Raw genomic sequence first — 13,832 nt, forward strand, 5'->3', positions numbered from 1 at the left:
ACCGATCCTAATATTGTTTATACCGAGTATCAATATGGAAATATGTTTCGCTACGACAAGAAATCGGGCGAAACTGTAAAGATTAAACCTTTGGAAGGTAAGGATGAAAAAGCCTATAAATGGAACTGGAATACACCTTTAATCCTTAGTCCGCACGACCATAAAACTCTGTACTGTGCTGCCAATAAGGTATTTAAATCAATCAATCGCGGCAATAGCTGGGAGGTAATAAGTGATGACCTTACGGCACAAATCGACCGTAATACATGGAAGGTAATGGGTAAATACTGGAGTGCAGAAGCAGTAGCTAAAGATGTTTCTACCTCACAGTTCGGAACCATTGTTTCGTTGGTTGAATCACCGGTTCAGGAGGGTCTTTTATTTGCCGGTACTGATGATGGTGTAATTCAGGTAACTGAAAATAGTGGCGAAACATGGACAAAAGTTACCGATTTTCCGGGTGTACCTGAACATACTTATGTGAGCGATATTTTTGCCGACCGCTTTAATGCGAATGTTGTTTATGCTACGTTCAATAATCATAAAAGAGACGACTTTAAACCATATATTCTCAAAAGCAGCAATAAAGGGCGCACCTGGGATATTATGGTAGAAGGATTGCCCGAAAACGGCCCTGTTCATACCATTACCCAGGATCATTTGAATGAAAACTTACTTTTTGCCGGAACGGAGTTTTCTGCCTGGTTTAGTCTTAACGGCGGTAAAAATTGGCATAAGTTAAGTAAAGGCCTGCCCGCTATTGCTGTAATGGATATGGCTATTCAATCACGCGAGAATGATTTGGTAATTGCTACGTTTGGTCGCGGATTTTATATTATTGACGATTACGCACCATTAAGAAATATTACTGAAGAGATGCTCAAAAAAGAAGCACATTTGTTCGATGTGCCTAATGCATTGCAATACGCGCAAACACGCGGCCGCTACAATCAGGGATCTGATTATTATTATGCTAAAAATCCAAAATTTGGTGCGGTATTTACCTATTATCTGAAAGATGCTCCAAAAACAAAACGCCAGGAGCGCAGAAAGAAAGAGCAGAAGCTTTTTAAAGAAGGTGAACGTATTCCTCAGCCAACATGGAGAGCTCTTGAAAAAGAGGAGTTGGAGGAACAGGCCCACCTGATTTTTACCATTAAAGATGAAAAAGGAAATATTGTACGTAAAATCAATAAAAGACCATCAAAAGGTGTGAACCGCATAAACTGGGATTTACGCTACACAGCGCTTTACCCAATGTCTGAGAAAGATGAATTCAACCCGGTTAAAACCGGTGGCTCAGGAGTGATGGCCGCACCGGGTGAATATTCAGTGGAACTTGCATTGTGGGACGATGGTAAAGAAAAATTACTGGCAGGCCCCAAAACTTTTAAAGTAAATGCACTGGAAAACACCACATTGCCAGCTGATGACCGCACTGAACTTATGGCATTCCAGAATAAAGTAATGAAAATGTACGGAGCTGTAAGAGGAGCTGATTACCTGAATAAAGAGTTGATAAAGAAAGCAGCTACTATTCAGCAGGCTATTTATGCTACACCAGAAGCTTCGCAAGAGCTGGCCGACCAGGCACGAGCGCTTGCCAGCGAACTTGAAAATATCAGGTTCAAATTACATGGTGTAGATGCAAAAGCCAGTTGGGAAGAGATTCCACCAGCCGAAATACCTGTGCTGAGAAGAATGAGCAACCTTATGTGGATACACTACAGCTCTACTACAAATGTAACCGGTACAGCAAAAGAGCAATATGCCATAATGAAAGAGATTTTCCCACCAATTGCAGAACGTCTTGAAAAAATATCAGAAGAAAAAATTCCTGCGTTGGAAGAAGCGCTCAACCAATTGGGTGCTCCATGGACACCGGGTAGAATTCCGGAGATCAAAGAATAAAATATAATCAACATCTTTAAAATGGGCAGGTAAGTTTTTATCTGCCCATTTCTTTACCATAAAACTGAAAAGGAATTACAGTACTGTTTTTTTGCAATTTAATATCATTTTCATCAACCTTTTTCCAGCGCCGGCCTTTGGCATCTTGCCATCCATTAAATTCGAAATTTGTTTTGTTTTTTGCACTGGTGGGTTGTTTGAAAAATTCTATTTTAACCAATTCAAACAGATTATACAACAGCATATAATCTAACCCATTGTATTCCCATGGCCGCGTGGCCGGATCGTTTTTATTAATCACGTAGTCTTTTCCGACAGGTTTAACCAATCTTTTCCCGGCAGACCAAAAAGGTTCGGGATGATCGTGTTTGTTGATGGTTCCATCGTTGTTTACATCGTAAAGGCTTCGCCATTGGCCCTCTTTTGGGGCCTGGTTTAATCTTAAATCAATGTACGAAAGAAAATAATGATAAAACGGATTGTTATAGTCAATGTTTGGATTGTGTAAGATGAGGTAAATCAGCGGGAAATGTGCAAACGAGAACATTTGATAAGATTCGGGCATACCTTTATTGTAGCTTTGGGCGGTGCGGTAGCACCAGTACAATAAGCTGTCGAATGATTGGGCATATTGCCTTTGGCTGATGGTAGCAAGCGCTAATTTCGCATGATCGTTAAAGTGCTTGTGACCGGGCAGGGGCAGGGTAAGCATTAATTGTGGCTTCAGGCCATATCGAAGATCACCAAATTTTTGTGCTGTAATTTCGTTCATGGCATAACCAAAAAGCCTTGCATTGAATATCAGATCCACGGGCTTTCCGCCGCGCCTTACAATTTCTCCGGTTGCCGGGTTCACAATGGCCCAAAGTTTTAGTGGTATAGGCACTCCAAAAAGGTCGAGCACCACTCTGGTTTGCATGGTTCGTGCAATGCGATAAGTAATTTTTTGGGCCCAGTAACCCGGCTTTACCAATTCACCTTCCCCATCCATGAACTTTTCATCAGTTTTCACCAGCTTTTGGGTCAACGCCAGTCCTTGCATCAGGTTCCACACCTGATCCTGGCTCATCTCTCCATGATTGCCGTAATCTGATGATAATTTGGGTGTTTGCACAAATGTTTTAATGCCTTTTTTGCTCCAGAGTTCCGGTGCGCTATCCGTAAAAATTTCAATACGCGATACATCATCTCTGATGAAAAAACCATTTAAGCTACCTTTTGGATATGGATATGGAACAATTACTGAATCTCCTACCTTCATTAGTTTTTCAGCTCCCTGACCATAGCGTATCTCTGCCAGATAGTCTAACCTTTCTATTGTGCGCAAAACGTTCACAATGTCTGTAAGCGTTTTGCCCATACTTTGGGTGTCTTTTTTATGCGCCAGCAGTGCATATTCCGTGGCTAGCGTGGCCAGATAGAAACCAATGGTATGTCCGGCATCGGTCCAGTGAATTTCTCCGGAATTAGGAAATCCGTCATATGGGTTTCTTTTGTGTGCAGGAATATAAGTGCCGTAATGTGGAAATGTGAGCGGATCGCTTTTAATCAAAAAATGGTTCTCGAGTTTTGCTTTGTAAAGTTTGTACTTCTCATGGTTTTCTGACGGACCTTGAGATATGCCAGTTTTACAACTTAGCAGTATGCTAAACAATAAAACGTATTTTAGGTATTTGTGATATGCTCTTTTTAGGTTTTGTCCTTTCATAATGGCAAATTAACAAAATCACATAAAACCTCGGATTAATTATAGTGCACATTCACTATAATTAATCCGATTAAAGTCATTAAAGATAATACATCTAAATGCTTTTCCTTAATTGTATTTCCAGGTTATTTAATCTTTTTCCAGGTTCTCAATTGCTTCTATTTCTTTTTTAAATTCTGTAAAGCGCTTATGAAGTGCAATTTTAAAAGTATATAAACCTGAAATAATCATGATGAGTATAATTAAACCAAGGGGTAAAAGCGAGTGAGTGGTAAAGAGCTCTATTTTTCCCATAATGAAAATACCTGTTATAGCTACTGGCATTAGCATGAAGCCTAATTTAGTAATCTTTGTTTTTTGCCGTTCCAGTTGTTTTATGCGTTTTTTTATTGTTGTAATTGGATTTGTAAAATCGATTTTATTAATCGTCAAAAAATATTGGATACTCCAGGTGTATGTGAGTATAAAAGGCACGGCAAAAGCAACAACTCCCAGATAAAAATTAAACGTGTTGCGTAATTCAATGTTGGGGATCAGAATTACGGAAATAATGATTAATGGTAATGCAATATTCACAATGGCACTGAACTTTTCTTTGTTCATACGTCTTTGCGGTGCTTTTATGAGCATATACCTTAGAATTTCCCTGTTGAGTTTAGTGTTTTTTGCAATTTGTTTTTCCTGGTTTTGCCACATCAATTTAAGGTCATCTAGTTCCATGATTAATGAGCTTTAGGGGTTATAGAATTTTTAATTTGGGCTTTTATCCGGCCGATTTTTGTAGCTACATTTGTTTCTGATATACCGGTAATTTCAGCAATTTCACGGTGCGATTTCTCCTCGAGGTAAAGTAATATAATGGCTTTATTTATTTCGTTTAATTTGTTGATGTGTTGATAAAGTGAATCATAATCATGCGGTGAATTATCCGGCTCTATTATTTTTGCTCTGTTTAGAGCATCGCTGCTGTGTTGAATAAAAATATTGTTTCTTTCTCTTTTCCTGTTATAGTTCATTGCTGTATTGAGCGCTACTCGATATAACCAGGTAGATATTTTTGATTTTTTTTGAAAACGGTCAAATGATTTCCAAAGCTCGAGTGCTATGTCATTAATAAGATCTTCTCTGTCCTGGGCTATATCAGTATAAGCCGCGGCTATTTTCAGAATAATGCCAATGTTGGTTTCAAATACATTAATGAATTTGTCCTCTTTGTTGGTAGCCATCTTTGTTTATTCTAATTGTTGACTTATTAATTTTAACCAATACGTAACACGAAAGTCTAAAAAATCACAAATAAGTCAATTTTTTTAGTCTGCTTTGCTGAAAAGCATTGTAATATGAGGTACTACAAATAATCATCAGATGAATCGGGTTGCTTTGTAAATGGAGCAACAGCTCTTTTATAAATTCCCTGCACATAGGCGATGGCCATTCCGTAGTTGGTTACTGGAATGCCTGCTTCAATGGCAGGTTTAATGCGATTGACCAGTTGTTTACGGGTGATCATGCAGCCTCCGCATTGTATTACGAGTGCATAATCTGTAATGGGGCGGGGGAGGTCGTTTAATCCTGCAACCACCTCATATTCATGCTCTTTTCCTGTGAAAGCAGATATCCATCTTGGGATTTTAACGCGGCCTATATCGTCGCATGCCACATGGTGTGTGCACGATTCCAGCAATAATATTCTGTCTCCGTTTTGTAGGTCGTTTAGTTTTGGGGTTCCTTGCAGGTAAGCATCAAAATCACCTTTGAAGCGGGCCAGTACTATACTGAAGCTCGTAAGTGGAATATCCCGCGGGATTGAAGCATCGGCTTTGGTAAATATTTGACTGTCGGTAATGGCCAGGGCGGGTTTAATGCCCGTTTGTTTCAGAAAACTATCCACTTCGCGTTCTTTCAGTACAATACAAACCGCATCATTATCTAAAATATCGCGAATGGCTTGTACTTGTGGCAGTATAAGCCTTCCCTCAGGGGCTTCAATATCAATTGGGGTAATGAGTAAAACGATGTCGCCATATTGCACCAAATCGCCAACCAGGGAAGGAGTGGAATAAGCCGATTCGGGAATTGTTTTTTTTATGGTATCAATGATCATTTCGGCTTGCCCATTGGTAAATGTGCTGTGCGATATAATTTTACACCCGTATTTACCATGTAGTTCCTGGGCTAAATCTGTTTTTAGTTCTGACTGATCACTTTTATTATGAACAATAAAAAACGGAGTGTCGGTTTTTTGAAACGATTTGATGATGTTGGCTTCAAAATCATCGAAATGATTATCGGTAATTACAAGAATGCCCAGGTCGATACTTTTTATGGAGGCTTTGGTTTTCGCTATGCGCTTTTGCCCCAATTCACCTTCGTCGTCAATGCCTGCGGTGTCGATCAATATTACCGGTCCGAACCCGGTTATTTCAAATGATTTTTTCACCGGATCAGTGGTGGTACCGGCAAAATCTGAAACAATGGCAATGTCTTGTCCGGCTAATTGGTTAATAAGTGAGCTTTTCCCATTGTTCCTTCTGCCATAAATACCTATATGTGGTGTTGATGCTTTTCCCTTTTGCATAACCTAAAGATCGCTTGGTTTATAACCTAATTTAAGCAAGTTTGATGCCTGAGTGATTTGTTCCAGTTTTTTTGGTTCTAATACAAGCAACTTTTCATTGGCTTCAAAAATTGATGTTTTGTGTTGATGCATGTGTTTGGCCAAATCTCCCGCCTTGTGGTACCCGATATAAGGTATCAGGGCAGTGCAAATAGATGGACTGTTGTAAAGTTTGGCAGCTGCCTCTTTAGTGTTAATGGAAATGCCATTGATGAGGTGGGCTGCCATAGAGCGATTTGCGTTGATTAGAATTTCCAGTGATTCCAAAATAGCATCGCCTATTTGCGGAATATAAGCGTTTAATTCTAAGTGCCCCTGGCCAGCGAGCGTACTCACTATCTGGTCGTTTGCATAAACCTTGTGCGCCGAGCTGATGATGAATTCTGATATTACCGGATTTACCTTGCCGGGCATAATTGAACTGCCGGCTTGCCGTTCGGGTATGGTAAATTCACTGTGCGTTGAAATATCAGCAGCCAGCAAACGAAGGTCACTGGCGATTTTTTCCAGGTTCACAGCAAGCGATTTTAATGTGGCGTGTATCTCAACAAAACTGTCGAGGTTGCTTGTGGCATCCATCATGTTTTCACCGCGGGTAATGGGTAGCCCTGTGAGTTTTTGCAATGTTGGAACCACTTCCATAATGAAATATGTTGGTACGGTAATGCCACTTCCAATGGCGCTGCCGCCCAGGTTTACTACTTTAATACGTTCTGCACATTTCGATATGCGCCACCAGTCCCGCGAAAGGGCATCGTTGTATGCACTAAACATTTTTCCGTAGGAAGTCGGAACAGCTTGCTGCAACTGGGTATAGCCCGTTCTCAGTGCGTCTCTGTATTTTTTTTCAAGTGTTTCTATTTGGTTGCGTGAATTATTCACAGTTTCTTCAAGCTCTTCGAGCAATTTCATTATGGCAACTTTAAGGGCTGTAGGTACGGTATCGTTGGTCGACTGAAAAATGTTGGCGTGTTCTATCGGATCAATAAATTCATACTCGCCGGGCTTTCTCTTAAGGTCATTCAGGGCCAGGTTGGTAATTATTTCATTGATATTCATATTGATACTCGTACCCGCACCACCCTGAATGGCTGGTACAATGAATTGCTCAAAAAAATCTCCACTGGCTATTTTTAGTGCAGCATGCTGTAGGGCGGTTATCTTTTCTTGCTCAATCTTTTGAACAGGAGCCTGTTTTCCATATTTTTTTGTTACAGCATTAATATATTTTTCGTAGGTCAGGTAACAGGCATGCTTTACCAGGCCCATTGCTTTGTACCAGTTTTTGTTAAATGTGCTATGGCCCGGAAAATTCTCACGTGCTCTGAGTGCGTGAATGCCATACAATGCCTGATCGGCTATTTCTTTGGTACCCAGAAAGTCTTTTTCGATTCTCATAATAATTTACTAAGTAGGTTTTACCCGTAGCAAATTTATGGAAGAATGTTAATATGGCCCTATTTTAAACGGCTTTTATTTATAATGAGTGTTTTATCTTACCATAAACACCTTAATCAACAAACTTGTAACCCACACCTTTAATGGTTTTTATTAGCTCATTACCAATTTTCTCCCTGAGCTTTCTGATGTGCACGTCAATGGTGCGGTCACCCACAATTATATTATCACCCCAAACAGAGCTGTAAATTTCGTCGCGTGTAAATACTTTATTCTTTTTTGATGCCAAAAGCGCAAGCAATTCAAACTCTTTGCGAGGCAGAATCAGCTCTTCTTCTCCTTTAATTACAATGTATTTTTCTTTATCAATTGTTAAGCCTGCAATTTCAATGGTATTCGTTGAGCCTTCATTTTTGGTCTCCTGTATTCCTTTGTACCTTTTTAAAAGAGCTTTAACCCGACTGATGAGTACTTTGGGTTTTATTGGTTTGGTGATGTAGTCGTCGCCGCCTGCTTCAAAACCTGCTATTTGAGAGTAATCTTCTCCCCGTGCAGTTAGGAATGCAATAATGGTACTGTTAAGCTCTTTTATAAGTCTGAGTTGTGAGCAGGTTTCAATACCATCCATCTCAGGCATCATTACATCTAGAATGATGAGATGGGGTTTTAATTCAATGGCCTTTTGTATGGCTTCTTTGCCATTGCTTGCTGTACTAACATTATAACCTTCTTTTGATAGGTTATAACTAATAAATTCCCGAATATCGGATTCATCGTCAACCAGCAATATTTTTTGGTGTTTCGGTTCTGGCATGAGTATTATTTTTTTGTTGATTTGTTCAGGGTAAAGGAAAAGGTTGTTCCTCTGTTTATATCAGACTTCACATTGATGGTTTGGTTATGTGCATCAATGATGTGTTTAACAATTGAAAGACCAAGTCCGGTACCACCTTCTTCCCTTGAACGACTTTTATCTACGCGATAAAACCTTTCAAAAATTCTGGGTAAATTTTCTGGTGAAATACCAATTCCGTCATCTTTAATCTCAATAAGCGTATAGGCGTCCATATCATAAAAACTTGCTCTTATGCTTCCTTTGGGTTTTCCGTATTTTAGGGCATTAATTACAAGGTTGGATACTACTTCGAATATTCGTCTTTTATCAGCATTTACTTTTATTGGTTTCTCGGCACCCGTACCAAACTTCAATGATATTTGTTTTTCTTCTGCACGCATGTGGTGCATTTCAAAAACATCTGCCACAAGCCCGATAATATCAAAATTTGTGAATTTTAGCTCCAGCTCTCCGGCTTCAAGTCGTGTAATTGTTTCAAGATCTTCCACAATAGAGATCATCCTGTTAATGCTTTTTTCGGTTCTTTCCAGGTACAAATTATTGATATTTGGGTCGTCTATACCTCCGTCAAGGAGCGTCAAAATATAGCCCTGAATATTGAAAATTGGTGTTTTTAGCTCATGTGACACATTTCCCAGGAACTCTTTTCTATAGCGCTCCATCTCTTTGAGCTGTTCTATTTCCTGTGTTTTGTGTTCACTGTATATGGTTACTTCATTTTTTACTTTGGCAATTATGTCGGTAGGTTCAGCTTGGTTTCTGGCTAGTTTATTTTTAATATTGATATCGTGTATCGATTTATAAATGGGCTTTATTTTATCGTATATGAAATGGTTTAGAATGTAACGGATCGTAAAGTAACTCACGATAAAAACAGTGGAAATCCATAAAATGCCAATCCACCAGGATGTAATAAGAAAAAAGTCGATGAGCCAGTACAAGAAACTAACAAATGTAATTACAAGTGAAATAAGTAGTGTGAGCTGCTTTGAAGATACACTTTTCATTTGTTTCTTTTATTTTGTACTATATCAGTTGGATTTGTTCATAAATAAATTGTAAAAATAACCAATGATTGATTATTTTAGAGTTAAATAAGAGTGAAATAGTACAACTTAACATTAATTTAATACAGAATCACTAAAAAATTGATTTTTTAGCAGACATTTTTGAAACGACTAATTAAGGATTATGGATTATATCTATCTCATTTTTGTTATAGTGCTATTTGCACTGGCAATTTCCGATCTTATTGTTGGAGTAAGTAACGATGCTGTTAACTTTTTAAATTCAGCCATAGGGGCCAAAGCTGCACCAGGCTATATTATTATGATCGTAGCCTCGCTTGGAGTCCTTGTTGGAGCCACCTTTTCAAGTGGTATGATGGAGGTTGCCCGCAAAGGAATATTCAATCCGCAAATGTTCAATTTTGCTGAGATTATGACCATATTCCTTGCCGTAATGATTACCGATGTAATTCTTTTAGATTTGTTTAATACAATTGGTCTGCCCACATCAACAACTGTTTCCATAGTATTTGAGCTACTTGGCGCTTCAGTTGCCGTTTCGGTAGTAAAAATTGCAATGGATGCCACAGAAACCATGGCCGATTTGGGCACCTACATTAATAGTGGCAGTGCGCTTGCTATTATAGGAGGAATATTGCTTTCGGTGGTACTTGCTTTTTTAATAGGTTCTGTCGTCCAATATTTGTCCCGCTTGATGTTTTCATTTAGGTATCGGCGTAACCTGAAATGGGCAGGGTCAGCTTTTGGAGGCCTTGCCATTAGCGCGATCTTTTATTTTATTGTGATCAAAGGAATGAAAGGCACCACATATATTCCGGAATATATTATGGAATATGTAAAAACACATGCATTTACAATTATTACTTACTCATTTATTGGTTGGACCATTATCTTACAGGTTTTATATGTTTTGTTTAAAACCAATGCACCACGAGTAGTAGTAATTGTAGGAACTTTTGCGCTGGCCATGGCTTTTGCGGGTAACGACCTGGTGAACTTCATTGGGGTGCCGTTGGCCGGCTTGGCATCTTATAAAGCATATGCAGCTTCTGGAATGGAAGCTTCCGAATACATGATGGGCGTTTTGGCACAACCGGTGCAAAGTGGCACTTTGATTTTGCTTGGGGCTGGTGCAATTATGATAGCCACGCTTTGGACATCTTCCAAAGCCAAATCAGTTGTGGCAACATCTGTGGACCTAAGTCGACAGGATGAAGGAGAAGAACGCTTTGATGCCACAGCATTCAGCCGCTTTATGGTGCGTGTATCGGTAGATTTTAACGAAGGGTTGGCAAAAATTCTACCGCAAAGGGTTCGTACAGCTATAGAATCGCGCTTTCAAAGACCTGACGAACCCGAAGATCCGGGTAATCCGGCCTTTGATATGATTCGAGCCGCAGTGAATCTTTCGGTAGCCAGTATTTTAATCGCTATTGCAACTTCCTTAAAACTCCCATTATCCACTACATATGTTACTTTTATGGTAGCTATGGGTGCATCTTTGGCCGACCGCGCCTGGGGTCGCGATAGTGCAGTATATCGTATTACAGGGGTTTTTACCGTAATTTCCGGTTGGTTTATGACGGCAATAGTCGCATTTTCTGCTGCTTTTTTGGTCGCACTTTTCTTAAACTATACCAGTATTGTTGGAATTGTAATAATGGTAGGTATTGCCGCAATATTTATTATTAAAACACATGCAGCTCACAAGAGCTCAGAAGCACGTAAAAAAGAGAGAGCAACCGAAAATGAACAGGAATTTATAGATGAAACTGGTAAGTATCTTGATCGCAGTAACAATGCAGTAAAAACTGCTATGATCAAAGCTTCCAAAATTTATTTTGTCGCCATTAATGGCTTAATAAACGAAGATAGAAGAAAGCTAAAAACCATTCGCAACGAAATACATGATTATAATAATCATATAAAGGACTTGAAAGATAATTTATACAGATTCCTTGAGAAATTAAACAAATTGACACCCGAAACAGGCCATTATTACGTACAGGTATTGGATTACATGAGAGAAATGGCGCACGCGTTAAATTATGTGGTTGAGCCCGCACACGACCATGTGGCCAATAAACATAAATCCCTTAAAAAAGAGCAGCAAAAAGAGTTGGCCGAACTTTCCGAAAAAATTTCAGAAATCTTCAATAAAACTATACATCTGGTCAAGGAAACAAAATATAATGAACTAGGTGAAATAGTAACTGAAATGGAAGGACTTATAAATCATATTCAGGAAATGAGAAGGCAACAAATTAAACGTATTAAGAAAGGTGCTGTAAATACACGCAACAGTATGCTATACCTTGGCTTAATGCAAGAATCAAAGAACCTGCTGCTGTTCATGATTAACCTGCTTAAAGCACAACGCGACTTTGTTATTTATACCGAGAAACACATGGATTAATACAAGTATATTTTTTATGAAATGGGCTGCTTTGTAAGTAGCCCATTTTTTTTGTGCTTTAGTTAGTTACAATCTCATGTTAAATCAATATTAAGTGTATTGAACCGAAATTTTCACTTGTTAATATTTACTTAATACCCGCTTAAAGTTCTGTACAAAGCAAAGTATTTCATTTGTCACAGAAATTAAAACCCTAAAATTTTATTCACAATGAAAAACAAATTATTCATTCTCGGACTTATTCTGATTGCTTTTGGCTTTGTCCTTACATCATGTGATGATGACAATGATAACAACAATGGTGGCGGAAGTACTGGTAATACACTTGTAACAGACAATATTTCAGAAAATACCACATGGACTAGCGATAATGTTTATGAATTGGCTGGTCGTATAACTGTTTTAGAGGGTGCAACTCTAACAATTGAGCCTGGTACAATTATTAAAGGACAAGCAGGTACAGATGCTAATGCAACAGCACTATTAGTTGCTCGCGGAGGAACATTAATGGCAGAAGGAACCGCTTCAGCTCCTATTATCTTTACTTCAGTTGCCGATGAAATTACCCCTGAAGATGTTGCAGCTGGTAGTTTTGCAAGCCCTAATTTAGACCCTGATATCAATGGTCTTTGGGGTGGTGTTATTGTTCTGGGAAAAGCCAGAATATCTGCCCAGAATGAAAACGATCAGGATGCAACCGAAGTTCAGATCGAAGGAATTCCTACTTCTGATACCAATGGATTATATGGTGGAAGTACTGATGATGATAATTCTGGTGTTATTAGATATGTTTCTATCCGTCATGGAGGATCTAATATTGGTGCAGGTAATGAAATTAACGGGCTTACTTTAGGTGGGGTTGGCTCCGGTACAACAGTCGAATATGTAGAAGTTGTTGCCAACCAGGACGACGGTATAGAGTGGTTTGGTGGAACAGTAGACGTAAGCAAAGTTGTTGTGTGGAATCCTGGCGATGATGGCCTCGATACTGACCAGGCCTGGAACGGAACATGTTCTGATTTTATTGTTGTTGCTCCTCAGGGAAGTCTTTTCGAACTTGATGGACCAGAAGGTTCATACATCAATGGAAACCATACTTTTGATAATGGTATCGCCTATGCTGGTGATTTAGGAGAGGAATTAATTGATTTTGACGGAAGCACAAACGTAGATATGTCCAATATATATTTCTTCGGCGTTGCTACAGAAGAAATTGTTGTAGAATCATATGCGGACATGGCTGCAAACGGAGGAAGTGTATCAAATTTTGAATATACTTTACCAGACACAGTTGCTGTTGAGGCAGTTTTTCTGGATATTCCTGCTAATCAACTTACAGAGGTTGCTTCAGTTGGCGCTCAAACTGTTGGCCCGGCAACTACCGAGTTTAGCTGGACATGGGCTGCTCAATCAGGAGCATTAAGTAATCTTGGTCTGTAAAACCTGAAAATACACAGAAGCTTGCTTTAGCAATAAGGCAAGCTTTTTTTCATGTAAATACAGCCTGAACCAATATTAATTAAATGACTATGAAAATGAATTTAAAATCTGTTGTTTTGTTTGCTTTACTGTGCTTTTCATCTGTGATGTATGCGCAAAATGGAACAATACGAGGTACAATTATAGATGATGCTACGGGAGAAACCCTTGTAGGAGCTCAAATAATTATTAAAGAAATGCCTGGCACGGGCACAATTACTGATTTAGATGGAGCTTTTTCGCTCAATGTTTCGCCAGGTAATTATACGGTTCAGGTAAGGTATATTTCTTATCAAAATATGACTATTGAAGATGTAAATGTAGAATCTGGTGAAATAAACCTGCTTGGCAACCTGAATTTGAAAGAAGATAATCAGGTGCTGCAAGAAGTTGTTGTAACTGCTGAAGCTGTTAAGAAT

Annotated in this window: 11 protein-coding genes; 4 read left to right on the top strand and 7 right to left on the bottom strand. The window is 39.0% G+C overall.

Annotated elements, in window-relative coordinates; translation table 11 throughout:
• On the top strand, positions 1–1,911 hold a 1,911-nt coding region (locus VJ937_RS11185; RefSeq protein ID WP_414706409.1), incomplete at its 5' end, for a hypothetical protein.
• Positions 1,912–1,948: 37 nt separating this feature from the next.
• On the opposite strand, the gene VJ937_RS11190 is transcribed toward VJ937_RS11185, so the two are convergent.
• From VJ937_RS11190 to VJ937_RS11220, 7 genes are all read right to left on the bottom strand, one after another.
• The gene (locus tag VJ937_RS11190; protein ID WP_324067109.1) at positions 1,949–3,619 is read right to left on the bottom strand and encodes a hypothetical protein; all 1,671 of its coding nucleotides are present in this window, start codon (positions 3,617–3,619) and stop codon (positions 1,949–1,951) included.
• 129 nt (positions 3,620–3,748) lie between these two features.
• Positions 3,749–4,339 (bottom strand): hypothetical protein, encoded by a 591-nt coding sequence (locus tag VJ937_RS11195; RefSeq protein WP_324067111.1) that lies wholly within the window; start codon positions 4,337–4,339, stop codon positions 3,749–3,751.
• Positions 4,340–4,341: 2 nt separating this feature from the next.
• Positions 4,342–4,845 carry a sigma-70 family RNA polymerase sigma factor gene (locus VJ937_RS11200; RefSeq protein WP_324067113.1) on the bottom strand — a complete coding sequence of 168 codons (504 nt, stop codon included), beginning with the start codon at positions 4,843–4,845 and terminating at the stop codon, positions 4,342–4,344.
• A gap of 122 nt (positions 4,846–4,967) precedes the next feature.
• The gene (gene hydF, locus VJ937_RS11205) at positions 4,968–6,197 is read right to left on the bottom strand and encodes a [FeFe] hydrogenase H-cluster maturation GTPase HydF (protein WP_324067115.1); all 1,230 of its coding nucleotides are present in this window, start codon (positions 6,195–6,197) and stop codon (positions 4,968–4,970) included.
• A gap of 3 nt (positions 6,198–6,200) precedes the next feature.
• Entirely contained in the window at positions 6,201–7,634 is a 1,434-nt protein-coding gene (locus VJ937_RS11210; protein ID WP_324067117.1) for an aspartate ammonia-lyase, read from the bottom strand.
• A 112-nt stretch (positions 7,635–7,746) separates the two neighbouring features.
• Complete coding sequence (locus VJ937_RS11215; protein WP_324067119.1) at positions 7,747–8,448, bottom strand: response regulator transcription factor; 702 nt, start codon at positions 8,446–8,448, stop codon at positions 7,747–7,749.
• 5 nt (positions 8,449–8,453) lie between these two features.
• Positions 8,454–9,497: a sensor histidine kinase gene (locus tag VJ937_RS11220; protein ID WP_324067121.1), complete on the bottom strand. Its 1,044-nt coding sequence runs from the start codon at positions 9,495–9,497 to the stop codon at positions 8,454–8,456.
• Positions 9,498–9,681: 184 nt separating this feature from the next.
• Between VJ937_RS11220 and VJ937_RS11225 the strand changes: the two genes are divergently transcribed.
• The 3 genes from VJ937_RS11225 to VJ937_RS11235 form a co-directional block, all read left to right on the top strand.
• Positions 9,682–11,934: an inorganic phosphate transporter gene (locus VJ937_RS11225; protein ID WP_324067123.1), complete on the top strand. Its 2,253-nt coding sequence runs from the start codon at positions 9,682–9,684 to the stop codon at positions 11,932–11,934.
• A 210-nt stretch (positions 11,935–12,144) separates the two neighbouring features.
• On the top strand, positions 12,145–13,374 hold the full coding sequence (locus VJ937_RS11230; protein ID WP_324067124.1) for a hypothetical protein: 1,230 nt from the start codon (positions 12,145–12,147) through the stop codon (positions 13,372–13,374).
• A gap of 95 nt (positions 13,375–13,469) precedes the next feature.
• Positions 13,470–13,832, top strand: a 363-nt coding sequence (locus VJ937_RS11235; RefSeq protein WP_324067126.1) for a carboxypeptidase-like regulatory domain-containing protein, incomplete at its 3' end; no start/stop codon positions are given.

Origin of the sequence: Salinivirga sp., assembly GCF_035268865.1 — a bacterium.
Lineage (GTDB): Bacteria > Bacteroidota > Bacteroidia > Bacteroidales > Salinivirgaceae > Salinivirga.

What these genes read in the sequence shown, in the direction of transcription:
- VJ937_RS11190 (WP_324067109.1), bottom strand. Translation starts at nt 3,619, where the DNA reads ATGAAAGGACAAAACCTAAAAAGAGCATATCACAAATACCTAAAATAC.
- VJ937_RS11195 (WP_324067111.1), bottom strand. Translation starts at nt 4,339, where the DNA reads ATGGAACTAGATGACCTTAAATTGATGTGGCAAAACCAGGAAAAACAA.
- VJ937_RS11200 (WP_324067113.1), bottom strand. Translation starts at nt 4,845, where the DNA reads ATGGCTACCAACAAAGAGGACAAATTCATTAATGTATTTGAAACCAAC.
- hydF (WP_324067115.1), bottom strand. Translation starts at nt 6,197, where the DNA reads ATGCAAAAGGGAAAAGCATCAACACCACATATAGGTATTTATGGCAGA.
- VJ937_RS11210 (WP_324067117.1), bottom strand. Translation starts at nt 7,634, where the DNA reads ATGAGAATCGAAAAAGACTTTCTGGGTACCAAAGAAATAGCCGATCAG.
- VJ937_RS11215 (WP_324067119.1), bottom strand. Translation starts at nt 8,448, where the DNA reads ATGCCAGAACCGAAACACCAAAAAATATTGCTGGTTGACGATGAATCC.
- VJ937_RS11220 (WP_324067121.1), bottom strand. Translation starts at nt 9,497, where the DNA reads ATGAAAAGTGTATCTTCAAAGCAGCTCACACTACTTATTTCACTTGTA.
- VJ937_RS11225 (WP_324067123.1), top strand. Translation starts at nt 9,682, where the DNA reads ATGGATTATATCTATCTCATTTTTGTTATAGTGCTATTTGCACTGGCA.
- VJ937_RS11230 (WP_324067124.1), top strand. Translation starts at nt 12,145, where the DNA reads ATGAAAAACAAATTATTCATTCTCGGACTTATTCTGATTGCTTTTGGC.